Source organism: Bradyrhizobium sp. 22 (assembly GCF_000482425.1).
Taxonomy (GTDB): Bacteria; Pseudomonadota; Alphaproteobacteria; order Rhizobiales; family Xanthobacteraceae; genus Bradyrhizobium; species Bradyrhizobium japonicum_B.
On the sequence record NZ_KI519399.1, the window covers coordinates 2,943,086 to 2,965,380 of the forward strand.

The 22,295-nt window shown below is 65.0% G+C and carries 19 protein-coding genes; 10 read left to right on the forward strand and 9 right to left on the reverse strand.

Features of this window, described 5'->3' with window-relative positions; translation table 11 throughout:
* The first annotated feature begins 150 nt into the window (after positions 1–150).
* The 7 genes from K410_RS0115185 (at position 151) to K410_RS0115215 (ending at position 8,928) form a co-directional block, all read left to right on the forward strand.
* Positions 151–924: a motility protein A gene (locus K410_RS0115185; protein WP_028135679.1), complete on the forward strand. Its 774-nt coding sequence runs from the start codon at positions 151–153 to the stop codon at positions 922–924.
* 23 nt (positions 925–947) lie between these two features.
* Positions 948–1,778, forward strand: coding sequence for an OmpA/MotB family protein (locus K410_RS0115190; protein ID WP_028135680.1), 831 nt, complete (start codon positions 948–950; stop codon positions 1,776–1,778).
* 222 nt (positions 1,779–2,000) lie between these two features.
* Positions 2,001–3,899, forward strand: a complete 1,899-nt coding sequence (locus tag K410_RS0115195) for a potassium transporter Kup (protein WP_028135681.1) — start codon at positions 2,001–2,003, stop codon at positions 3,897–3,899.
* A 139-nt stretch (positions 3,900–4,038) separates the two neighbouring features.
* Positions 4,039–5,967: a potassium transporter Kup gene (locus K410_RS0115200; protein ID WP_028135682.1), complete on the forward strand. Its 1,929-nt coding sequence runs from the start codon at positions 4,039–4,041 to the stop codon at positions 5,965–5,967.
* Positions 5,968–6,271: 304 nt separating this feature from the next.
* Positions 6,272–6,598: a rhodanese-like domain-containing protein gene (locus K410_RS0115205; protein ID WP_028135683.1), complete on the forward strand. Its 327-nt coding sequence runs from the start codon at positions 6,272–6,274 to the stop codon at positions 6,596–6,598.
* Between the two features lie 9 nt (positions 6,599–6,607).
* Entirely contained in the window at positions 6,608–7,786 is a 1,179-nt protein-coding gene (locus tag K410_RS0115210) for an aminotransferase (protein ID WP_028135684.1), read from the forward strand.
* A gap of 2 nt (positions 7,787–7,788) precedes the next feature.
* Positions 7,789–8,928 (forward strand): polyamine ABC transporter substrate-binding protein, encoded by a 1,140-nt coding sequence (locus tag K410_RS0115215; RefSeq protein WP_028135685.1) that lies wholly within the window; start codon positions 7,789–7,791, stop codon positions 8,926–8,928.
* A 98-nt stretch (positions 8,929–9,026) separates the two neighbouring features.
* Here K410_RS0115215 and K410_RS0115220 read toward each other — a convergent pair whose 3' ends face one another.
* From K410_RS0115220 to K410_RS0115250, 7 genes are all read right to left on the reverse strand, one after another.
* Positions 9,027–9,959, reverse strand: a complete 933-nt coding sequence (locus K410_RS0115220) for a lipid A biosynthesis lauroyl acyltransferase (RefSeq protein WP_028135686.1) — start codon at positions 9,957–9,959, stop codon at positions 9,027–9,029.
* A gap of 8 nt (positions 9,960–9,967) precedes the next feature.
* Complete coding sequence (locus tag K410_RS0115225) at positions 9,968–11,245, reverse strand: beta-ketoacyl-ACP synthase (protein ID WP_028135687.1); 1,278 nt, start codon at positions 11,243–11,245, stop codon at positions 9,968–9,970.
* An 18-nt stretch (positions 11,246–11,263) separates the two neighbouring features.
* A complete protein-coding gene (locus K410_RS0115230) occupies positions 11,264–12,469 on the reverse strand; it encodes a beta-ketoacyl-ACP synthase (RefSeq protein WP_028135688.1) in 1,206 nt (401 codons plus the stop codon).
* Positions 12,466–12,936, reverse strand: a complete 471-nt coding sequence (locus K410_RS0115235) for a 3-hydroxyacyl-ACP dehydratase FabZ family protein (protein ID WP_028135689.1) — start codon at positions 12,934–12,936, stop codon at positions 12,466–12,468. The genes K410_RS0115230 and K410_RS0115235 overlap by 4 nt, the downstream gene beginning before the upstream one ends.
* Before the next feature lie 10 nt (positions 12,937–12,946).
* Positions 12,947–13,234 (reverse strand): acyl carrier protein, encoded by a 288-nt coding sequence (locus K410_RS0115240; protein ID WP_007592476.1) that lies wholly within the window; start codon positions 13,232–13,234, stop codon positions 12,947–12,949.
* Positions 13,235–13,447: 213 nt separating this feature from the next.
* On the reverse strand, positions 13,448–13,789 hold the full coding sequence (locus K410_RS0115245) for a hypothetical protein (protein WP_028135690.1): 342 nt from the start codon (positions 13,787–13,789) through the stop codon (positions 13,448–13,450).
* Between the two features lie 305 nt (positions 13,790–14,094).
* Positions 14,095–15,024 (reverse strand): hypothetical protein, encoded by a 930-nt coding sequence (locus tag K410_RS0115250; RefSeq protein WP_028135691.1) that lies wholly within the window; start codon positions 15,022–15,024, stop codon positions 14,095–14,097.
* Between the two features lie 421 nt (positions 15,025–15,445).
* On the opposite strand from K410_RS0115250, the gene K410_RS40385 reads away from it, so the two are divergent.
* Both K410_RS40385 and K410_RS0115260 read left to right on the forward strand, forming a co-directional pair.
* A complete protein-coding gene (locus K410_RS40385) occupies positions 15,446–15,613 on the forward strand; it encodes a hypothetical protein (RefSeq protein WP_196236018.1) in 168 nt (55 codons plus the stop codon).
* The gene (locus K410_RS0115260) at positions 15,610–18,174 is read left to right on the forward strand and encodes a cation-translocating P-type ATPase (RefSeq protein ID WP_028135692.1); all 2,565 of its coding nucleotides are present in this window, start codon (positions 15,610–15,612) and stop codon (positions 18,172–18,174) included. The genes K410_RS40385 and K410_RS0115260 overlap by 4 nt, the downstream gene beginning before the upstream one ends.
* Here K410_RS0115260 and K410_RS0115265 read toward each other — a convergent pair.
* Together K410_RS0115265 and K410_RS0115270 are read right to left on the reverse strand one after the other, a co-directional pair.
* The gene (locus K410_RS0115265; RefSeq protein ID WP_028135693.1) at positions 18,171–18,674 is read right to left on the reverse strand and encodes an MgtC/SapB family protein; all 504 of its coding nucleotides are present in this window, start codon (positions 18,672–18,674) and stop codon (positions 18,171–18,173) included. The genes K410_RS0115260 and K410_RS0115265 overlap by 4 nt on opposite strands.
* A 272-nt stretch (positions 18,675–18,946) precedes the next feature.
* Positions 18,947–20,686 carry an ATP-binding protein gene (locus tag K410_RS0115270; protein ID WP_028135694.1) on the reverse strand — a complete coding sequence of 580 codons (1,740 nt, stop codon included), beginning with the start codon at positions 20,684–20,686 and terminating at the stop codon, positions 18,947–18,949.
* 436 nt (positions 20,687–21,122) lie between these two features.
* Between K410_RS0115270 and K410_RS0115275 the strand changes: the two genes are divergently transcribed.
* Positions 21,123–22,088 carry a catechol 2,3-dioxygenase gene (locus K410_RS0115275; RefSeq protein WP_028135695.1) on the forward strand — a complete coding sequence of 322 codons (966 nt, stop codon included), beginning with the start codon at positions 21,123–21,125 and terminating at the stop codon, positions 22,086–22,088.
* The last annotated feature ends 207 nt before the right edge of the window (positions 22,089–22,295 follow it).

The following is a 22,295-nucleotide window of genomic DNA, read 5'->3' on the forward strand; positions in this document are numbered from 1 at the left end:
CCCCAAGCGCACTGTGCCGGTCCGGCGTGCTGGCTCAACTTAACCTTTACGCGGCTTTAAGGGCGGCGCTCTAGGGTTTGCGATGCGGTTCGGGGTTGGGCCGCACCAGCGGCCAGGACGGCCGTTGTCGCGTACGCGTTGGAGTCGAGAATGGATATCGCAACACTCGTCGGGTTGGCCGCGGGCGCCGTGGTGGTGTCGACGCTGATCTTGATGGGCGGCAGCTTCGGGATGTTCTACGACATCCACGCCGTGATCGTCATCTTCGGCGGCTCCTTCGCCGCAACGATGATCCGCTTTCCATTGTCTGCGATGATCCATGGCGTGCCGCTCGGCGCGAAGTTTGCCTTCACGCTGAGCCGCCTTTCGGCCCACGACCTCGTCGACGAACTCGCCCGCATCGCCGAAATCGCCCGCAAGCAGGGTCCGGTCGGGCTGGAAAAGGTCGAGACTGACGAGCCGTTCCTCGCCAAGGGCATCCGCTACGTCGCCGACGGCTACGACCTCGATTTCATTCGCGACAATCTGGAGCGCGACCGCGACAACTTCCTGATGCACCTCGACGAAGGCAGCAAGATCTACCGCGCCGTCGGCGACTGCGCCCCGGCGTTCGGCATGATCGGCACGCTGCTCGGCATGGTGCAGATGTTCTCCAACATGTCGGATCCTTCCAAGCTCGGTCCGTTCATGGCCACCGCGCTGCTGGCGACCCTGTACGGCGCCGTTGTCGCCAACCTGGTCTGCCTGCCGATTGCCGACAAGCTGCACGGCAAGCTGCTCGACGAAGAGACCAACCGCACCCTGATCATCGACGGCATCCTGATGATCCGCGACTCCAAGAGCCCGACCCTGGTGCGCGAAATGCTGCTGGCCTATCTGCCGGAGAAGCATCGTAACACCGAGGGAGAGCCGGTGCCGGCCTAAGGCCGCTGCCTGGAATTTGAGAGATGGCCAAGAAGAAGCGCGGCAATGCTCACGGCGGCGGCCACGGCTGGTTCGTGACCTTCGCCGACCTGATGGCGCTGCTACTGGCGTTCTTCGTCATGTTGGTCGCGTTCTCCACGCAGGATGCCAACAAGCTGAAGATCGTCGCGGGCTCGATGCGCGAGGCGTTCGGCGTGCAGAGCGAAGCGCGCTACTCCGGCATCGTCGAATCGGACGGTCTGCCGACGCGCCCGCGGCTCAAGAACGTCGACCACATCCAGCCGGAAGATGCCTCCAACACGCCGACGCCGGATCAGGAAGACCGCGAGAAGACTTCCGGCGCAAAGATCAAGGTCGACCGCAATTTCGCGCTCGCCGCAGCCTCGCTGCGCCAGGCGTTGCAGGACATGCCGGAGCTGACCGAGATGTCCAAGCACATCATGTTCGAGGAGACCAAGCAGGGCCTCAACCTGGAGATCGTCGACCAGGACGGCCGCTCGATGTTCGCCGACGGCTCCAAGGTGCCCTATGACCGCACCCGCCGCCTGGTCGAGAAGCTAGCGATCCCGCTCAAGGCCACGCCGCTCCGCGTCTCCATCGCCGGCCACACCGCGGCCGGCTTCGTGCCGAACCGCAGCGATTACGGCGCCTTCGATCTGTCGGCCGACCGCGCCAATGCCGTGCGTCAGATTCTCGAACGCGAGGGCCTGCCGCCGTCGCACATCTTCGCCGTCTCCGGCAAGGCGGACACCCAGCCACTGTTTCCGGACGATCCTTCGCTCGCAGCCAACCGGCGAGTGACCATCACCCTGATGCGCGAGGATCCGCCGCTGCCGCCAAATCTGAAGCCCTGATCGGGACGGTGAGCGTCGGCTTCCGACGCGATCATGCCCGGAGGATAATTCTCTTGCGCTACCATGTTACCTGAGGCATGTCGTCGCGCGGGCGATGAGCGTGGCTGCAGCGTCACAGCATCCGGCTCCGCGCCTGCTATGGTGGTGCGCCGATTGACAGGCGCACCGGAAGCGTCAAAAGGCGCCGGATCAATTCCCAGGGAAGAAGCGTTCTCCACCCTCATGACGGCGAGCATCACACAGGCCGAGACCCAGGAAGGGCCGGTCAGATCAGGTTTTTGGGCCCTTACGCTCGGGAGCATCGGCGTCGTCTTCGGCGATATCGGCACCTCGCCGCTCTACGCATTTCACGAGGCGGTCAAGGGCGCGGCCCATGGCGAGCCGGTCTCACGGGTCATCGTGCTCGGTGTGCTCTCGCTGATCCTGTGGGCCCTCTTGATCGTCGTCACCGCCAAATACGTCCTGCTGTTGCTGCGTGCCGACAATAACGGGGAGGGCGGCACGCTCTCGCTGATGGCGCTCGGTCAACGCGCGCTCGGGCGGCGAAGCTGGGTCTTGATGGCGCTCGGTGTGGTGGGCGCCTCCATGTTCATCGGCGATTCCATGATCACGCCGGCGATCTCGGTGCTCTCGGCGGTGCAGGGCCTCAAGCTCGCGACCCCCGCGCTCGAGCACTATGTCGTGCCGCTCACCGTCCTCATCCTGGTGCTGCTGTTCGCGGTCCAGAGCAAGGGGACCGCCTTGGTCGCATCGGCCTTCGGGCCTGTGATGGTGGTCTGGTTCGCCGTGATCGCGGTGATGGGGGCCGTCCACATCGCAGACGACCCCACCGTGCTCGCGGCTATCAATCCCTATTACGCGGTGCAGTTCGTGCTGTCGCACGGCGTGATCGGCCTCGTGACGCTCGGCGCCGTGTTCCTGGCGGTGACTGGCGGCGAGGCGCTTTATGCCGATCTCGGCCATTTCGGCCGCAAGCCGATCCAGTCGGCGTGGATGTTCTTCGTGCTGCCCGCGCTCCTGATCAACTATTTCGGGCAGGGTGCGCTGGTGCTGTCCGATCCCAGCGCGATCGAACACTCCTTCTATCGCATGGTGCCCGAGAGCCTGGTGCTGCCGCTGGTCGGACTCGCGACAGCTGCAACCGTGATCGCGAGCCAGGCGGTGATCACCGGCGCCTATTCGCTGATCCACCAGGCCGTGCAACTCGGTCTCCTGCCGCGTTTCGAGGTGCGATACACCTCCGAATCCCATGCCGGCCAAATCTATCTGCCGCGCGTCAATCGCCTCCTACTGATCGGCGTGATGCTGCTGGTGCTGCTGTTCCACACCCCCAGCAATCTGGCCTCGGCCTACGGCATTGCCGTCTCCACCACCATGGTCGTCGACGGCATCATGGGTTTCGTCGTGATCTGGAAGTTGTGGAACTGGCGCGCGGCGACGGCCGCGGCCGTGATCGTCCCCTTCGTCATCGTCGATTTGAGCTTCTTCAGCGCCAACCTGCTCAAGCTGCTCGACGGCGCCTGGGTGCCGCTGCTGTTCGGCGTCGTCATGGCGGGGACGATCTGGACCTGGCGCAAGGGCTCCGGAATCCTGATCCAGAAGACGCGACGGATCGAGGTGCCGCTCGACGATCTGATCCGCAGCCTCGAGAAGCGGCCCCCGCACATCGTCAAGGGTACCGCGGTGTTCCTGACCAGCGATCCCGCGTTCGTGCCGACCGCGCTGCTGCACAATCTCAAGCACAACAAGGTGCTGCACGAGCACAACGTGATCCTGACCATCGAGACCGCGCACACGCCGCGGGTCGATCTGGCGGAGCGATTCCGCATGGAGAAGATCAGCGACAAGTTCTCCAAGGTCCGTCTGCGCTTCGGCTTCATGGAGCAGCCGAACGTGCCCAAGGCGCTCGCGATCGCGCGCAAGCAGGGCTGGCAGTTCGACATCATGTCGACGTCGTTCTTCGTGTCACGACGATCGCTGAAAGCATCCGCGCAGTCGGGCATGCCGCTGTGGCAGGATCATCTGTTCATCGCGCTCAGCCGGTCCGCCAACGATGCCACCGACTATTTCCAGATCCCCACCGGTCGCGTGGTTGAGGTCGGAACCCAGGTCACCATCTAGAACGAAACTGCAGTAGCTATGCGGATTTGCATGGCTAAGGCCCGAAATCGGGCTAGGCCATGCCGGTAGCGCAGGACTATAAGCCGCGCGCTCTTCCGCCGTTGTGCAGTGAAGCATTCTAGAGGCCGCAGGCTCTCCCATGACAAGTGATGTAGCGATTTCCGCTCCGGAAACGGTGGCGGCCAATGGGCATGGCGACGCCCATACCACCGCCGGTTTCGGGGCGCTGACGCTCGGCAGCATCGGGGTGGTCTACGGCGATATCGGCACCAGTCCGCTCTACGCCTTCCGCGAGGCGGTGATGGCCGCCTCGGGCGCAGAGGGGCTGCCGACGCCGGCCGCGGTGCTTGGCGTGCTCTCCCTGATCCTGTGGGCGCTGATCGTCGTTGTGACGCTCAAATACGTCGTGATCCTGCTCCGGGCCGACAACAACGGCGAGGGCGGCACGCTGGCGCTGATGGCGCTGGCACAGCGCGCGGTCGGCACCGGCGGGACGACCATCGTGCTGCTCGGCATCATCTCCGGCGCGCTGTTCTACGGCGACGCCGTGATCACGCCGGCGCTCTCGGTGCTGTCGGCGATCGAGGGCATGAAGGACGTCACGCTCAGGTTCGAGCCCTATATCGTGCCGCTGACGGTGATCATCCTGGTCTGCCTGTTCGCCGTGCAGTCGCGCGGCACCGCCCGCGTCGCCGCCTTCTTCGGCCCGATCATGTGCGTCTGGTTCGCCGTCATCGCGGCGGCGGCAATCCATCCGATCATCCAGCAGCCGCAGGTGCTGCTGGCTCTGAACCCGCTCTACGCCGTGTCCTTCATGCTCCACCACGGCATCATCGGTTTCGTGACCCTGGGCGCGGTGTTCCTGGCCGTCACCGGCGCCGAGGCGCTCTATGCCGATCTCGGCCATTTCGGCAAACGGCCGATCCAGATTGCCTGGCTGTCGATCGTGCTGCCCTCGCTGGCGCTGAACTATCTGGGGCAGGGCGCGCTCGTGCTCAGCGACCCCGGCGCGATCGTGAGCCCGTTCTTCCAGCTGTTTCCGCAAGGCTTCTTCCGCGGCTGCATGGTCGTGCTCGCCACCATGGCGACCGTCATCGCCAGCCAAGCGGTCATTACCGGCGCCTATTCGCTGACGCGCCAGGCGATCCAGCTCGGCCTGCTGCCGCGCTTCGAAATTCGCCACACGTCTGAAGCCCATTCCGGCCAGATCTTCATCCCCCGCATCAACCAGCTGCTGCTGGTCGCGGTGGTGCTGCTGGTGCTGCTGTTCCGCTCCTCGAGCGCGCTGGCTTCGGCCTACGGCATCTCCGTCACCGGGACCATGGTGGTCACGGCGATGATGGGCTTCGTCGTGGTCTGGAAGGGCTGGCGCTGGAAGCCGCTGGCGGCCGCGGCGCTGATCGCCCCGTTCCTGCTCCTCGATCTGACCTTCCTGAGCGCGAACCTGCTCAAGGTGCTCGAAGGCGGCTGGGTGCCGCTGGCGCTCGGCGCGCTCATGATCATCGTGATGTACACGTGGCGGCGCGGGAGCCGGCTCCTGTTCGAGAAGTCGCGTAAGCTCGAGTTCCCGCTCGCCGAGCTCGTCGCCATGCTGGAGAAGCGGCCGCCGCAGCGCGTGCCGGGCACCGCCGTGTTCCTGACCTCGGATCCCCTGAGCGCGCCGACGGCGCTGATGCACAGCCTGAAGCACTACAAGGTGCTGCACGAGAAGAATGTCATTCTCACCATCGAGACGGCGCAGACCCCGCGCATCGATCCGTCCGAGCGGGTCAAGCTGGAGCAGATCTCGCCGACCTTCTCCAAGGTGACGCTCAGGTTCGGCTTCATGGAATCGCCCAACGTGCCGAAGGCGCTGGCGATCGCCCGCAAGCTCGGCTGGCAGTTCGACATCATGTCGACCTCGTTCTTCCTGTCGCGAAGGGCGCTGAAGCCCGCAGCTCATTCGGGCATGCCGCGTTGGCAGGACCGGCTGTTCATCTCGCTCAGCCGCTCCGCCAACGACGCCACGGACTATTTCCAGATCCCGAGCGGCCGCGTGGTCGAGGTCGGCACCCAAGTGGCGATCTAGCTCCGCTGTCGTCGCCCGGCTTGACCGGGCGACCCAGTCTTCCAGAGACGGCGCGGCTAGAACCGAGGAGCCGCGGCGTACTGGATTCCCCGCCTGCGCGGGGAATGACATCGAGGGCGTGGTGAGAAGGAGCGCGGTGTCTCTGGCGCGGCCTCCGAACGCCGCACTTCAAGTCGCTGTGATTTAGCTTTAACTTGCGCCGCGCGGCTCAAGCCTTTGTAGCGCTTGATTTTCGTCTCCCGAGAGGCGAGGTTGCCGGCGGCCGGGACGCCCCGGCCTGCGGCTCGCGATGTTGGAGGATGATGTGGCAAACCAGGTGCAGGATCTGACCCCGGACGAGGTCTCCAAAGGTGTCGCGGAAGGACGCTATCTGCTGGTCGACGTTCGCGAGCCGAACGAGGTCCAGGCCGAGGCCTATCCTTACGGCGTCGTCGTTCCGCTCTCGACCTTCGATCCCAAGGCGATTCCCGATCCCCAGGGCAAGCAGGTCGTGTTCGCCTGCCGCTCGGGCAAACGCTCGGTGACGGCCTCGCTCGCGGCGCAGGCGGCGGGCCTGCCTTACGACAAGCATCTGGCCGGCGGCATGCTGGGCTGGAAGGCGGCCGGTCTTCCCAGCAAGGCCGGCGGCTGACCTCACCCGATGTCCAAGAGCTCCTCGCTGAACAAGGTCTTCGCCGACCTTCCCGTCACCATCTTCGAGGCGATGTCGCAGGCCGCCCGCGACAACGACGCGATCAATCTCGGCCAGGGCTTTCCTGACGATCCCGGCCCGGAGGACATCCGCCGTGCCGCGGCCGAGGCCTCGCTGAACGGCTACAACCAGTACCCGTCGATGATGGGCCTCCCGGAGCTGCGCCAGGCGATCGCGACCCATTACGGTCATTGGCACGGCCTCAAGCTCGATCCGATGAGCGAGGTGATGGTCACCTCCGGCGGCACCGAGGCGCTGACCTCGGCGATCCTCGCGGTGGTCCAGCCCGGCGACGAGGTGGTGTGCTTCCAGCCGGTCTATGATTCCTATCTGCCGATCATCCGCCAGGCCGGCGGCATTCCGCGCCTCGTGCGGCTGGAGCCGCCGCACTGGCGGCTGAATGAGGACATGCTGAAAAGCGTCTTCAATTCAAAGACCAAGGCGGTGCTGTTCAACAACCCCTTGAATCCGTCCGCGGTGGTCTATCCGCGCGAGGACCTCGAGCTGCTGGCGCGCTACTGCCAGGAGTTCGACGTCATCGCGATCTGCGACGAGGTCTGGGAGCACGTCACCTTTGACGAGCACAAGCACATCCCGTTGATCACCATCCCGGGCATGCGCGAGCGCACCATCAAGGTCGGCTCGGCCGGCAAGATCTTCTCGCTGACCGGCTGGAAGATCGGCTTCGTCTGCGCCGCGCCACCGCTCCTGCGCGTCGCCGCCAAGGTGCACCAGTTCCTGACCTTCACCACCGCGCCGAACCTGCAGGCCGCCGTGGCCTACGGTCTCGGCAAGTCCGACGACTACTTCCTGTCGATGCGCAAGGATTTGACGCGGAGCAGGGACCGCCTGACCAGGGGGCTGGAGAGCCTCGGCTTCCCCGTGCTGAAGTCGCAAGGCACCTACTTCCTCACCGTCGACCTGTCACCGCTCGGGCTCAATGAGAGCGACACCGAATTCTGCTGGCGCATCGTGAAGGATTACAAGGTCGCGGCGATCCCGGTCTCGGCATTCTACGAGCAGGACCCGGTGACCTCGGTGGTGCGTTTCTGCTTCGCCAAGAAGGACCAGACGCTGGACACCGCGCTGGAACGGCTCTCTGACGCGGTGCGTGGACGCAAGAGGTAGTGATGACGAAGGTCGGCCGCGCGAGGCTTTGCTTTTCCTGGCTTTGCCTTGGTTTTGCGATCGTCGCGCCGCTGACGTTGCTTTCCGCCCCGGTTCAGGCGGAGCAGCGGGTCGTCAATTTCTACAACTGGTCCAATTACATGGCGCCTGATGTCCTGGAGGCCTTCACCAGGGAGACCGGGATCAAGGTCGTCTACGACACGTTCGATGCCAACGAGACGCTGGAGACGCGCCTGATGGCCGGAAAGTCCGGCTACGACGTCGTGGTGCCCACCGCCTATTTCCTGCAGCGCCAGATCAAGGCCAGCATCTTCCAGAAGCTTGACAAGGCGAAGCTGCCGAACCTCGCCAATGCCTGGCCGATGGTGACCAAGCATCTGGCGACCTACGATCCCGGCAACGTCTATGCCGCCAACTACATGTGGGGCACGACCGGCATCGGCTACAACGTTGCCAAGGTGAAGCAGATCCTCGGGGCCGATGCCAAGATCGACAGCTGGGACATCGTCTTCAAGCCGGAGACCCTGGCAAAATTCAGAGATTGCGGCGTGCACATGCTCGATTCCGCCGACGACATCTTCCCGGCGGCGCTGAACTGGCTCGGGCTCGATCCGAACTCGACCAAGCAGGCCGACCTCGAGAAAGCCGCCGATGCCGTCGCCAAGGTCCGTCCGTCCGTCCGCAAGTTCCACTCGTCCGAATATTTGAGCGCGCTCGCCACCGGCGAGATCTGTTTCGTGGTCGGCTGGTCCGGCGACATCATGCAGGCCCGCGCCCGCGCCGCCGAAGCCAAGAAAGACAACAGCAGCGGCATCGAGATCGGCTACGCCATTCCGAAGGAGGGCGCGCAGATGTTCCTCGACAATTTGGCCATCCCCGCCGACGCCAAGAACGTCAACGAAGCCCACGAGCTGATAAACTATCTCTACCGTCCCGATGTCGCCGCCAAGAACTCGGACTTCCTGTCCTACGCCAGCGGCAACCTCGCCGGCCAGAAGCTGGTCGATCCGAAGATCCTGAACGACAAGAACATCTATCCGGACGAGGCGACGCTTTCAAAGCTGTTCGTCATCACGGCGCGCGAGCCGGCGACGCAGCGCATCATCAACCGGCTCTGGACCAAGGTGAAGACGGGGCGGTGAGGCTCAGGTCATTCCGGTGCGATGCGAAGCATCGAACCTGGAATCTCTAGATTCCGGGTTCGGTCCTGCGGACCGCCCGGAATGACGGCAGACGGCTGCTACCGCCACCTGCGATGCAGCCACAGCCATTGCTCGGGATGTTCGCGCACCCAGCTTTCCACCACGCTCGTGATCGCCTGGGTCGTGCCCTGGATGTCGATCTTGCCCTCGGCGTCGCGCACCGGCGGGATCTCTTCGCTGATCTCGCCGCGGAAGCGGCCACCGGGCAGGCGGATGATGCGCACGCCGTGGATCGGGCAGTCGACCTGGCGCAAGAGGCGCGCCAGCATCGGATTGGCGCGGGTCTTGCGGCCGAAGAAGGTGACCTCGACGCCGCCGGTCAGGTATTGGTCGATCAGCATGGCGACGTGCTTGCCGTCCTTCAGCGCCTGCGCGAGCCGCAGCGGCGCGTCGCGGCCGGCGGGGATCAGCGTGCCCATGTTGACCTGGCGCATCTCCTGGATGATGCGGTCGGCGGAGGCAATGTTGGGGCGGCGGTAGAGGATCGCAGCGTCCAGCCCGTGCGCGACTGCCGCGAGCGCCGGCAATTCCCAATTGGCCAGGTGTGCGGCGAAGATCAGCGCCGGCTTGCCGTCGTCGCGGATGCGGTCGAACAGTTCGATGCTGCTCTGGCTCAGTTCGATCCGGCTCTTCTCCGGATGGGCACGGTCGTAATCCCAGACACGGTCCATATGGGCGAACTCGGCGCCGACGCGGCCGAGATTGTCCCACACGCCCATCAGGATCCGTTCGATCTCCTCCGGCGGTTTCTCGGGAAATGCCGCAGCGAGATTGGCACGGCCGATGCGGTGCTCGCGCAGGCGCGGGCCGATCGTCTTCACGACGCGTGCGAAGAAGTCCGAAGTCTTGACCGGGTCGAAATAGCGCGTGGTGCGCAGCATGCCGACCGTGGCGGCACCGATCAGGCTGCCGCCGATTGATTTGGCAGCCGCCCGCGCGCGGGCCTTCGTGCTCGCAGTCAGTAGCGCCATGCGTCCGGTCAGGCCGGTTCGCGGGTCAGGATCAGCGAGGCGTTCTGGCCGCCGAAGCCGAACGAGTTCGACATCACGGCGGTGACGCGGGCATCGCGTGCCTTGTTGCCGACGACGTCGAACAGGATCGTGGGATCCGGGGTGTCGTAGTTGATCGTCGGCGGAATGCGCTGATGCTCGAGCGTGAGCAGCGAGAAGATCGCCTCGACCGCACCGGCGGCCGAGATGGTGTGGCCCACCATCGACTTGTTGGAGGTGACCGGAATCTTCTGCAGGAGCTCGCCGAACACGGCCGATGTCGTGTTGTACTCCATCTTGTCGTTCTCGGGCGTTGCGGTGCCGTGCGCGTTGATGTGGTCGATCTGGTCCGGCGTCATGCCGGCGTCGGCCAGCGTCTTGTTCATGCAGCCGATGATCGGCTTGCCGTCGGGCGAGGAGCGGGTGCGATGGAAGGAATCGGTGAGCTCGCCGCAGCCGGCGATCACGCCGAGAATCTTTGCGCCGCGCGCGGTGGCGGCCTCGTAGCTTTCGAGCACCAGCGCGCCGGCGCCTTCTGCCATCACGAAGCCGTCGCGGTTCTTGGAGAAGGGGCGGGAGGCCGCCTGCGGCGGATCGTTCTGGGTCGACAGCGCCGAGAGCAGCGAGAACCGCACCATGGCTTCAGGATTGACCGTGCCGTCGGTCGCGACGCACAGCGCAGCGTCGGTCTCGCCGCGGCGGATCGCTTCGACACCGAGCTGGATCGAGGTTGCGCCGGAGGCACAGGCTGTCGACAGCGAGATCGGCGAGCCCTTGGTGCCGAAGGTCTCGGCGAGGTGTGCTGCGACCGAGCCGAACATGAAACGGTGATGATAGGCGGCGTACTTGCCGCCGCCGGAGATGCGCAGCAGATCGTCATAGTTGAAGTCGGGCTTGCCGACGGCGCGACCGAGCTCGCGGCGCTGCGGCCATTCCACCTCGACCGGCGCGACCGCCAGGAACAGGGGGCCCGGGAAATCGGCCTTGGCGCCGATGCCGGCCTGATCGAGCGCCTCCTGCGTGACGAGCTCAGCCATCCGTTCGGACAGGCCGGTGGACGAGAACGGCTCGACGCTGACGAAATCGACAGTGCCGGCCATCGTGGTCTTCAGACCGTCGACCGGAAAGCGGGTGATGGTGCGGATGCCGGATTCGCCGGCGACGAGCTTCGCCCAATTGTCGGCCTTGCCGGCACCGAGCGAGGTCATGATCCCCATGCCGGTGACGACGACGACGGGGCGCCCGAGTTTGTCGCGTGGTGCAGTCATGTCGATCCCCCGGGTGAGCTAGTCAACTGCCTCGACCAGCGCCATGCCTTCGCCGCGCCAGTGTCCGGCTCCCACCACCACAATCTGGGTGGGCGCTCCCTGCATTTCAATCTCGGTGCCGGTGGAATCGTTCGGCGGGAACAGCGCACCACGCGAGATCGACAGCGCGGCGAGTGCGATGCCGAGCGGGAATTGCGTCTCCATGGTGTGGCCGAACATCGTGCCGGTCGAACGCACCGGGAATTCGGCGTGAGCCTTCAGGAAGCCGCGCTCTTCGCTCGTCGCCGGCTCCGCACCGGTCGCGCCCGTGATGATCGCGCCCTTGCCCTCGCGCTTGGGCAGCTTGGCCCAGAGCTGCTCCAGCGTCGCGGCCATGTCGCCGGGCTGCTTGCGCCGGGCGAGATCGGCGACGACGCTCGACAGTCTTGCGAACGGCTTTGCGCCGCGCGCTTGCGCGTGGGCTTTCGATTCCAGCACCAGGAACGCGCCGGCCGAGCCGAGCGCGAAACCGGCGTGATCCTTGCGCGCCCACACCGGTGCGAACTTGTCCTTCAGGTTGAAGTCGCCGAATTCATAGAGGACCATGAGGTCCTTGCGCTCGCCGTTATGCGAGCCGCCGACCAGGGCAATGTCGCTCTCGCCTGAGGCGATGCGCGCCAGCGCGATGCGGGCGGCATCGGCCCCCGCAACTTCTTCGCCCATGAAGGTGCGCGAGGTGCCGCCAAGACCGTGCACGATGGCGATGTTGCCGGCGAGCAGGTTGGAGAGCTGCGCCAGGAACAAGGTCGGCCGCAGATCGCTCATCAGCCGTTCGTTGAGGAAGCCGGGCGCGTTCGCCCCCTTGGCCTCGGCTGTCAGCACGCCGGTGTCGACGTTGAGGTCGCGCTCGCCGCCGCCGGCGGCTACCACCATGTCGATCTTCGACAGGATGTCCTTGTTGCCCTTGATCCCGGCGGAATCGAGCGCAAGGCCGGCGGCATAAGTGCCGATGCGCTGCCAGGCTTCCATCTGGCGCTGGTCGCCCTTCTTCGGGATCTGGCTGTCGAAGCTGACAGGCATCAGGGGATGCACGATGTAGGGCGCAAAGCCCTTCTCGTCGACGTTGATGCGCTTCTCGGAAAGCGCGGCCCAATTGGCGTCCAGGCCTTCGCCGAGCGAGGTGGCAAGGCCAATGCCGGTGATCCAGACCTCGGTCTGGCCGGGCTTCGAAGCAGTGTCAATCATGGCGATACGGCCTGTTGCGGAAAGCCGACACGCTCGGCGACTTTCGCCATGTATCCGCGCATATCCGCATTGGGGAAGGGGATCAGCGTGAAGGTCAGCGCTGAATTCGCGCGCAGCTTGCCGCCGACCCTGATCTTGGCTTCAGTCATGGCGTAGCCGGAGCCTTCATAGGTGAGGCTCGCCTCGATGCTCATGAGATCGCCGGGGAAGACCGAGCCGCGCACCTTGGCTTCCTTCACGGCGGCAAGAATCGGCATGCGCTCGAACTTGAACACGCCGAGTTGGAGCCAGCCGGAGGCCTGCGCCATCGATTCGATCAGGAGCACGCCGGGCATCAAGGGGTAACCCGGAAAGTGCCCCTCGAAGATGGTGCTCTCCTTGGGGACCTGGGCTTCGACGACGATCGTCTTCTCGTCGACCTTGAGGTCGACGATGCGATCGATCATGTGGAAGTATTCGAGTTGCATGGCCGCGCGCTTACGCGCTCGCGCCCTTGGCCGCAACCAGTTCGTCGATGCGGGCGCACAGGTTCTTCAGTACGAAATACTGCTCGGTGGTCGCCTTGCCGTCGTTGACCTCCTGGGTCCACTTTTCCAGCGGCAGCTTGATACCGAACTGCTTGTCGATCGCGAAGGCGATGTCCAGAAAATCGAGGCTGTCGATGCCGAGGTCATCGATGGCATGGCTATCCGGCGTGATCGTGTCGCGTGGGATGTCGCAGGTTTCAGCGATGATCGTGGCGACCTGATCGAATGTGGAGGACATCACTAAGCCTTTGATATATTGCGGGTATTTGTCAGATTGTCCAGAGTGGCACGGTGGGTGGGCATCGCGCCCCTGATGACGCCCTCAACCCCCGCTCTGGCCGGGTCGAAAGCCCGTATATCGGAGCGCCGCCCTGAGTTCAATGGAGCCGGGCAGGCGAGGAGACGGGGCTGGGGACGCCCGCCGGGGCCTGCTCCCGCCGGCGGACCGGGCCTAGATATGCGGCGTCGTGATCTTGACGCAGTCGCGACGGCCCATCAGCACGCAATCCTGGGTCCGGCGCAGGTCAGCGATGCTGACCGCGAGCCAAATTCCAATGGCGGTCAACGCGATGGTGAAGGCCAGCGCCGCGATGTTGGCGAGCATGCGATGACGGAAATCGCCCGGCTCGGCACGAGGCTGCTCGTAGCGCGACAGGTCGAGCGGTTCGGGCGCGCCGCGCAACGGCTTCACGGTACCGCTACCGCGGTGGACCGCGGGGGGAGGCGAGGTGCGCGGCCTGAACTGGAGCACCCGGTGCTCGTCGTCAGAGCTTATGGGCCGCTGGGTCGTCATAGGGCGGGATCACTCCGAAGCACGCTTTTTGATAGCATACGTGATCAACGTGTTGCAGAAAATCTTCGCAATGTCCGCGTGCAATCATGCGCCCGCTCTATTTGTGCATGGACTGTGCGGAGCGATCGTGAAACCGGCCGTCACGGCGTCGGCACGACGCGAGGGTTGCGTTGCAACAACGGGCATAGCGACGGCCACAGACGTCGCGCCCTGGTTTCCGTCTCCGGCCGCGGCGCGCGCCTCATGGGATCGAGCATCAACGCGGCCGCGCCCCGCCATACACGGCCGCGCGTGAGCGCATGGCGTCAACCGGCCAGGCCTCGTTCGATGTTCCGCAGCCGCACGAAGGCCGCCCATGCCCGCGGATAATCCTTGTCGGCGGGATCGATCGAAAGCAGCGCGCAACGCGCTCTCTGGATCTCTTGCGACGACACACGTTTCGTCGGAGCCTCCGATGTTCTCGACTGCTCCCAACGCGCCTCGATCTCCTTCGCAGCAGCCAAGGCTTCGGCGGCCGTCAGCTCCTGCGTCGATTTCGCCGGACACTGGCCTGAGGGCGGCGCCGGCCATGCGACCGGTGGCCGATCGGCCTGCCAGATCGGTTCGCTGTCCGGTGCAGCCTTCATCTGCGACACTGTAGGTTGCCCTGCCGGCGCCGGTCCCGTCCCGGCCAGTCCTGTCCTTGCCGGACCGGGCGAGCCCGCCACGGCTGGTGCGACTGCTGCAGTCCGCGCGGCGAGTTGGCCAAGCTGTTGCTCCATCGTGCCGCCGCTCGGTTGGGGAATGACCTTCCCGACGGCCTTGGCGACGGCCAGCGCGCCGGGGGCTATCGGCATTTGTTGTTCGGCAGTCCTGACCTCGGTTGCCGTCGGGCACGATCTGTATGGCAGGTGTTGAGAGGTAATCCGGCCGCCGTCGTCGACCCGGGCGAGGTCGCTGGCCACGGCGTAAACGAACGCGGCACCGATCGCGTGGCCGGCCTTGTCCTTCGCGTTCACAGCGCCGCAGACATATCTCGCAGCGTCCACCTCGACCGTGCGCAGGCCGCTGAAGTGAGCTGAATGCGGTTCGATCAGCATGCGGGAGACTGCTGCTCGGGCCTTGCGATGCTCAGATTGAAACATGCTCCATATTTCATCGGGATTGACGATGTCGGGCTGGTAGTTCCACATGTAGCCAGCCCCGAAGAATGCTGCGCCGACGCACGTCGCGATGATGGATGCTCGCAGGTTCATGAGATCGCGCCCTCCAGCAGGCACGACTCGTCCGCGTCTCCGTCTGTGGACTTGACGAAAACCGTGGAGGTTGTGCCGGATTATTTACGCTAGTAGTGCGCGAGACTCTTAATAAAGCGTGTTCGATTGTGAAATCATCTCGGTTCCCGTAGGGCGGGAACTTTATTTCCCGCCGGCGGCGTCATTTTCGCCTGCGAGCTTCACTCTTCGTTGGACCGCGCTTGTCATGAGGGTGTCATGAAGCAAGCGGCGGCGGAGTTCTCGGGATCGGCGCCATCGCGTCCCGGGCAACGGTTTGACATTCCGCAAACACGTATGGGGGCTGCCCGGTACTGTCCGCCTGCATGATTGCCGAAGCAGCGTTCTGCCCCGATGTCGGGGGTGAGGTGGGCTCCAGGTCATGCTAACTGGAGACACGACCATGAGCATCATCTTCCGCATCCTCTTCGTCATTGCCGGCGCCATCACCGCGTTGTTCGTCGCGCGTGATGCCCTGAACTTCACCATCATTCAGACCTTCGTCGCCGTCCTGCTTGTGACGGCCATCGTGGGGGCTGGAAGTCTCTGGGGCCTGCGGCGGAAGACGTGAGCAAGGCAGAACGCGGCGTTTCCGGCGGACTGAGCGAAACCGAGGCTCGGCTGCGGCTGCAACACGAGGGGTTCAACGAACTGCCTCGGGCCGAGCGACGCACGCCGCTGCGCATCGTGCTGGAGGTGCTGCGCGAACCGATGCTTGCGCTGCTCCTGGGCGGCGGGCTGGTCTACCTCCTGCTTGGCGACCTCCGCGAGGCGCTGCTTCTGCTGGCGTTCGGCGCCATCTCCGTCGTAATCACGATCGTGCAGGAGACCCGCACTGAACGCGTGCTGGAAGCCCTGCGGGAGCTGACCAGTCCGCGCGCGCTCGTGGTCAGGGATGGGGAGCGGCGGCGGATCGCGGGCCGGGACGTCGTCCGCGGCGATCTTCTCGTCCTGGCCGAAGGCGACCGGGTGCCGGCGGACGCGGTGCTCGTCAGCGCGCATGATCTGGCGGTCGACGAGTCGCTGCTGACCGGCGAGTCGGTCCCTGTTCGTAAGCAGGCCGTCAAGACGCCGGCGCGCGAAGCCGCTTCGGCCGAGCATCGCCCCGGCGGCGACGATCAGCCTTTCGTGTATTCGGGCTCGTTGGTGGTGCGAGGCGAGGGACTGGCCGAGGTCGGGGCCACCGGCCCTCGCAGCGAGATCGGGAAGATCGGCCTGTCGCTACATGGCTTGCAGGCAGAGCCGCCGCGGTTGCAACAACAGACCGCACGGCTCGTGCGGCTTTGCTTTCTCGGCGGCGCGGCGATCAGCCTGGCCGCTGTCCTGCTTTACGGAACGTTGCGCGGGGATTGGCTGCAGGCGCTGCTCGGGGGCATCGCCATCGGCATGTCCATGCTTCCCGAGGAGTTTGCCGTCGTCCTCACGGTGTTCATGGCGATGGGCGCCTGGCGCATTTCGAAGGCGCGCGTGCTGACGCGGCGCTCCGCCGCGATCGAGGTGCTTGGCTCTGCCACGGTGCTGTGTACCGACAAGACCGGCACGCTGACGCAGAACCGGATGTCGGTTGCGGAGCTGAGGCTGCGCGACGGGACGAGCATGCGCCTTGCCTCATCGCAGCCAGCTCCCGTGGGAGCAGAGTTCTTCGAGCTGGCGCGTTGCAGCGTGCTGGCGAGCTCGCCGGAACCGTTCGATCCGATGGAGAAGGCCCTGCACACGTTCGTGCAGGCGCAGCTGCCGAAGGATGAGGAAGCTGGCGGCGCTCGGACCTTGATACGCACCTACGGCCTGCGGCCCGAGCTGCTGGCGATGACCCAGGTTTGGCGGTTGTCGCACCGCCAGGAGATATTCGCTTCCGCGAAAGGCGCCCCCGAGGCGATCGCCCGCCTCTGCAAGCTGGACGGTGCGCAGCAGGAGGCGATGCGCGATTCGGTCGCGGCGATGGCAAAGAACGGCCTTCGCGTGCTGGGCGTGGCCGCTGCGAGCCATGGCGGCGAGAGTCTGCCGACCTCGCAGCAAGGTTTTTCGTTTCGTTTCCTCGGTCTCGTCGGGCTGGCCGATCCGCTGCGTCCTGGCGTCCCCGAGGCAGTGGCGGAATGTCGTTCGGCCGGCATTCGCGTCGTCATGATCACGGGCGACTATCCTGCGACCGCCATGGCGATCGCCGGGCAGGCCGGGCTCGACGTCGAGGAGGTCGTAACCGGCGAGCAGATCAAGCTCGCGAACGAGGACGAGCTGGAGGCACTCGTCAGGAACGTGAACGTGTTCGCCAGGGTCCTGCCGGAGCAGAAGCTGCGGATCGTTCAGGCGATGAAGCGCAACGGCGAGATTGTCGCGATGACCGGCGACGGCGTCAACGATGCGCCGTCCCTGAAGGCTGCCCATATCGGCGTCGCGATGGGCGGCCGCGGCACCGATGTGGCCCGCGAGGCGTCCTCGATCGTCCTGCTCGACGACGATTTCGGCTCGATCGTCGCATCCGTCCGCCTCGGGCGCCGGATTTACGACAATCTCCGCAAGGCGATGGCCTTCATCTTCGCCGTCCACGTTCCGATCGCGGGGCTTGCCCTGCTTCCCCTGGTGTTCGGGTTGCCGGTGATTCTCGGCCCCGTTCACATCGCGTTTCTGGAGCTGATCATCGATCCCGTCTGCTCGCTGGTGTTCGAAGCCGAGCGGGACGAGCGCGATGTCATGGCGCGCCCGCCGCGGCGCGCCGACGCCGAGCTGTTCTCGTGGGCATTGGTCGGGTGGAGCGTTCTTCAGGGCGTTCTGGCATTTGCGCTGATCGCCGCGATCTTCGTCGTCGCGCTTCGCTCCGGCATTCCTGCCGACGAGGCGCGCACGCTCACCTTCATCGCGCTCGTCGTCTGCATCGTCGCGCTGGTGCTGGTCAATCGGTCCTTCAGCGCGTCGTTCCTGTCCGCCTTCTTTCGTCCGAACCCGGCATTGCTCTGGATCTTCGTGTCGATCGCGTCGATTCTGACTACTGCTCTGGTCTGGCCGCCGGCGTCCGGCCTGTTTCGTTTCGGTCCCCTGCACCTGAACGATCTGATGGTCACGCTCGGCGCAGGCCTGCTGGTGCTCACGGTGCTCGAATTGCTGAAACCGATCTGGGCGCGGCGGCTGCGATTCTAGCCTTCGTCCCGGCGGGCCGTCTTTGTCGAAGCCTCCACCCGGTGAGGATCGTCCTTGCCACCGAGCATCCGATGCAGCCAGCGCTCCAGGCGGCGGCCGATCGTCAGCAGAACGAAGGCGAAGGCCAGCGCGGCCAGCACGATCTTCCATTGCCCGGCGCCGCAGGCAATGCCGAGACAGGCGGCCAGGAAGGTGCAGGCGGCGCTGGTCAGGCCGCGCACGCGAAAATGTTCGCTTTCATGGACGATGACGCCGGCCCCGAGGAAGCCGATGCCGGTCAGGATGCCCTGGATCACACGGCTCGCCGCATCGGTGATCTTGCCGGGCTCGGCGAATTGGACCGCAAGCAGCACGACGGTTGCGGTGGAGAGCCCGACGATTCCAAGCGTCTTCAGCCCGATCGGCTTGCCGTGCAGGTCGCGGTTCAGGCCGATCGCGCTGCCGGCGAGCGTCGCGCTGCCGAGACGCAGCAGGATTTCGGGCCAGTCCAGCTCGGTCATGTCCTGTTCGTCATCTCGTTGGCCCGCATCGCATGAGATCGCAAGCCGGCCTGTCATGGGAAGCGACAGGGGTTCGCACCGGCGAACATAGTCGATGCGGGCGAGAGCCTCCAGAGGCGGCCATCACGTCTCGTGCCCGGGACGCAGCGCAGCGCTTCTCCAGCGGTGCGCTGCAGAGCCGGGGCCCATGCCTGCGAGAGTGCTGCGTTTGTAGTGTGGTCACGGCTCTGCGCGGCAGCGCTTCACGCTGCGGCGCGTCCGGGACACGGGTGCTACCGCAGCGGCTTCTTCAGCAGCGAGAAGCGATCCGGATCGAGCCCCATCGACGGTTGCAGCATCGGGGCCTCGACGCTCCCGAGCGTCTTGGCGGGCGGGGCCGAGAACACCGGATCGTTCGGCACGTCGCGCTGCGAGGTGGCGCCGCGCCAGCGCTCGAGCACGGCGCTGACGAAATGCATGTCGTGGCCGGAGGTGACCGACGGCACGCTCGAGATGGTGGCTTCGCCGCGCGGCAATTGATGCGGCGGCACCTCCTTGAAGCGCAAGCGCGTCGGCAGCGCGACGCCCTCGCCGAAGGCCAGCACTTCACGGGTGCCGAGCGAGGGCACGAAGGACAGCAGGTTGGCGGCGGCGTCCGACACCGCGGCGCGCAGCAGCGCCTGGTCTCGGTCGTTGGCAAGACGCATCGTAAACAGCGTGTTGCACTGGGAGATGATGGTGGCGTCGAGCTCGGCCGGACGCTGGGTGATGAGGCCGAGATAGACGCCGTATTTGCGGCCTTCCTTGGCAATGCGCGACACCGCCTTGCGGGTCGGCCCGAAGCCGATGTTGCGGTCGGCGGAGGCGTAACGATGCGCTTCCTCGCACACGAACAGCAGCGGCGAGACGCCGTCGCTCCACAGGCCGAAATCGAAGGCCATGCGGCACAGCACCGAGACGACGGAATCGATCACTTCGGCCGGGAAGCCGGCGAGTTGCATCACCGTCATCGGCTTGCCGTTGGCCGGCAGGCGGAACAGATGGCTGATCACTTCGGCCATGGTGTCGCCGCCGACATTGGCGTTATCGAACATGAAGGTGTAGCGCGGGTCGTTGCGCACCGCCTCGATGCGCGAGATCAGCTTGTGATAGATGATGCGCGAGGAGCGGTTCTCGAGCTTGCCCATGCGCTCGTCGATCAGCGACAGCAGGTCGACCAGGCGATAGGGCACCGGCGTGTCGACCGTGTAGCCGATCTGCTTGGGATCGATGCGCTTGAGGCCGATGCGGTCGGCGTTCTGGTACTGGGTGTAGACGCCCTTGGCGAGCGGGATCACCTCGGCGAGGATGTCGAGCTCCTCGGGCACGCCGGCGCGGCCACCGAACAGCACGTCGACGATTTCCTCGAAGTTGAACAGCCAGAACGGCAGCTTCAGGTTGCGCGGGTTGAGGACCAGCGCGCGATCGCCGAAGCAGCGGCCATATTCGTTGTGCACGTCGAGCAGGAAGATGCGCAGGTTCGGGCGCGCCTTCAGGATCTCGTTGAGCAGCAGCGACACGCCGGTGGATTTGCCGACGCCGGTCGATCCCAGCACCGCAAAATGCTTGGACAGCATTTCCTCGACGTCGACATAGGCGACGACGGAGCGGTCCTGCTGGAGGAAGCCGACATTGATCTGGTCCGAGCCGGTGGGCGCGTAGATCGTGCGCAGCTCTTGGCTGGTGATCAGGTCGACGGCATCGCCGATGGTCGGATAATTGGTGACGCCGCGCTGGAATTTCGGCTTGTCGCTGGCGTTGAGGATTTCGCCGAGCAGGTCGACCGATGCGACCGCGATGTAATTGTCGCTGCTCGACAAATTCTCGCAGGACACCTCGGTGATCATCGCGACGATGACCGAGCTGGCACTGCGAATGCTGACGAAGCGGCCGACGGTTGCCCGAACTTCCGAGATCGGCATCTGGCTTTCCGCCAGCAGCCCAACCCGGGCGAGCGATCCGCGAACCGAAATCACGCGTCCAAAGGATGTCACGATCAATGAACCTGGCAAGAGCGAGAGATTTGTCCCGGACTATGCCCGGCGGTCGCTGGACAAACGGTTAAGCGCCAGGCGCGGCCGCTTTGTTAAATCTGTGACAATTCGGCCGTGAGGTTTGTTTCCGAATGCGGACTTATGGGCGGAAACGTCGGGAAAATGCTGCAGTTCAAAGGCCTTTGAAGCAAAAGACGGGTTAAGGAATATTTTACCATCCGGTCACTCCGCTCCCCGTTCGGGAATGATGGCCCTCGCGCAGCGAACGTCATCCGAGTCCGGGCTGTCGTTTGATTTGTTGACGGCACCTAATCATTTGTACATTAGTACAAATGAGCCGGCGGCCTCGGTGGCGCCATGGGGCGGGTGAGCGTGCTGCACCCCCGCACCCGATCGCGCGATCCGGTCCGGCGGGTCGCTAGCCGTGGAGGAAGACATGCAGCCCGAACCGATCCTCGATCTCGCTCATCTCGGCCATATGGAGCTGCTGACGCCCAAGCCCGATGAAAGCCTGAAATTCTTCGTCGACGTCATGGGCATGACCGTCAGCGGCCAAAAGGGCGAGTCGGTTTATTTGCGCGGCTGGGACGATTACGAACGCTACTCGCTGAAGCTGACGGCGTCGAAGACCTCGGGCATGGAGCACATGGCGCTGCGCGCGCGCAGCCAGCAGGCGCTGGAGCGCCGCGTCGCCGCGCTGAAGGGATCCGGCTTCGACATTGGCTGGATCGACGGCGACATGGGACAGGGCCCGACCTTCCGCTGCCGCGACCCCGATGGCCACATCGTCGAGCTCTATTACGAGACCGAATGGTATCAGGCACCGCCGGAGCTGACGCCCGCGCTGAAGAACCAGGCGCAGCGCTTTCCCGCGCGCGGCGTCAATGTCCGGCGTCTCGATCACCTCAATTGCCTCGCGGTCGACATCAAGGCCAACCGCGAATTCTTCGAGAATTACCTCGGCTGCCGCCTCACGGAGCAGATCGTGCTCAACGACGGCCGGGAAGCGGCGATGTGGCTGACGATGTCGAACAAGAGCTACGACTTCGCCTATTCGCTCGACCATTCCGGCGTGCCGGGCCGTTTCCATCACGTCACCTACGCGCTCGACAGCCGCGAGGAAATTCTTCGCGCGGCCGATATTTTCCTCGAGAACGGCGTGCATATCGAGACCGGGCCGCACAAGCATGCGATCCAGCAGACTTTCTTCCTCTACGTCTATGAGCCCGGCGGCAACCGCGTCGAGGTCGCCAATGCCGGCGCGCGCCTGATCCTCGCGCCCGACTGGAAGCCGATCGTGTGGACCGAGGAGGAGCGCAAGAAAGGCCAGGCCTGGGGATTGAAGACGATCGAGTCCTTCCACACCCACGGCACGCCTCCGGTGGAGATGAAGCACGGTTAGAGTTGAAGGCGTGAGCGGGGCGAGGTCTGAGCAAGCGCCTCGCCCTTCGAGACGACCGCTTTCGCGGTCTCCTCAGGGTGAGGCTAAGCGGCAGCCTTGCCCTATTGAACTCGTCCCACGTACTCCGTCCTCATCCTGAGGGCCCGCCGCAGGCGGGCGTCTCGAAGGATGGCCACAGGCAAGCGTTCAGCCACGCCTTCCTTCGCC

What these genes read in the sequence shown, in the direction of transcription:
- K410_RS0115185 (WP_028135679.1), top strand. Translation starts at nt 151, where the DNA reads ATGGATATCGCAACACTCGTCGGGTTGGCCGCGGGCGCCGTGGTGGTG.
- K410_RS0115190 (WP_028135680.1), top strand. Translation starts at nt 948, where the DNA reads ATGGCCAAGAAGAAGCGCGGCAATGCTCACGGCGGCGGCCACGGCTGG.
- K410_RS0115195 (WP_028135681.1), top strand. Translation starts at nt 2,001, where the DNA reads ATGACGGCGAGCATCACACAGGCCGAGACCCAGGAAGGGCCGGTCAGA.
- K410_RS0115200 (WP_028135682.1), top strand. Translation starts at nt 4,039, where the DNA reads ATGACAAGTGATGTAGCGATTTCCGCTCCGGAAACGGTGGCGGCCAAT.
- K410_RS0115210 (WP_028135684.1), top strand. Translation starts at nt 6,608, where the DNA reads ATGTCCAAGAGCTCCTCGCTGAACAAGGTCTTCGCCGACCTTCCCGTC.
- K410_RS0115215 (WP_028135685.1), top strand. Translation starts at nt 7,789, where the DNA reads ATGACGAAGGTCGGCCGCGCGAGGCTTTGCTTTTCCTGGCTTTGCCTT.
- K410_RS0115220 (WP_028135686.1), bottom strand. Translation starts at nt 9,959, where the DNA reads ATGGCGCTACTGACTGCGAGCACGAAGGCCCGCGCGCGGGCGGCTGCC.
- K410_RS0115225 (WP_028135687.1), bottom strand. Translation starts at nt 11,245, where the DNA reads ATGACTGCACCACGCGACAAACTCGGGCGCCCCGTCGTCGTCGTCACC.
- K410_RS0115230 (WP_028135688.1), bottom strand. Translation starts at nt 12,469, where the DNA reads ATGATTGACACTGCTTCGAAGCCCGGCCAGACCGAGGTCTGGATCACC.
- K410_RS0115235 (WP_028135689.1), bottom strand. Translation starts at nt 12,936, where the DNA reads ATGCAACTCGAATACTTCCACATGATCGATCGCATCGTCGACCTCAAG.
- K410_RS0115240 (WP_007592476.1), bottom strand. Translation starts at nt 13,234, where the DNA reads ATGTCCTCCACATTCGATCAGGTCGCCACGATCATCGCTGAAACCTGC.
- K410_RS0115245 (WP_028135690.1), bottom strand. Translation starts at nt 13,789, where the DNA reads ATGACGACCCAGCGGCCCATAAGCTCTGACGACGAGCACCGGGTGCTC.
- K410_RS0115250 (WP_028135691.1), bottom strand. Translation starts at nt 15,024, where the DNA reads ATGAACCTGCGAGCATCCATCATCGCGACGTGCGTCGGCGCAGCATTC.
- K410_RS40385 (WP_196236018.1), top strand. Translation starts at nt 15,446, where the DNA reads ATGAGCATCATCTTCCGCATCCTCTTCGTCATTGCCGGCGCCATCACC.
- K410_RS0115265 (WP_028135693.1), bottom strand. Translation starts at nt 18,674, where the DNA reads ATGACCGAGCTGGACTGGCCCGAAATCCTGCTGCGTCTCGGCAGCGCG.
- K410_RS0115275 (WP_028135695.1), top strand. Translation starts at nt 21,123, where the DNA reads ATGCAGCCCGAACCGATCCTCGATCTCGCTCATCTCGGCCATATGGAG.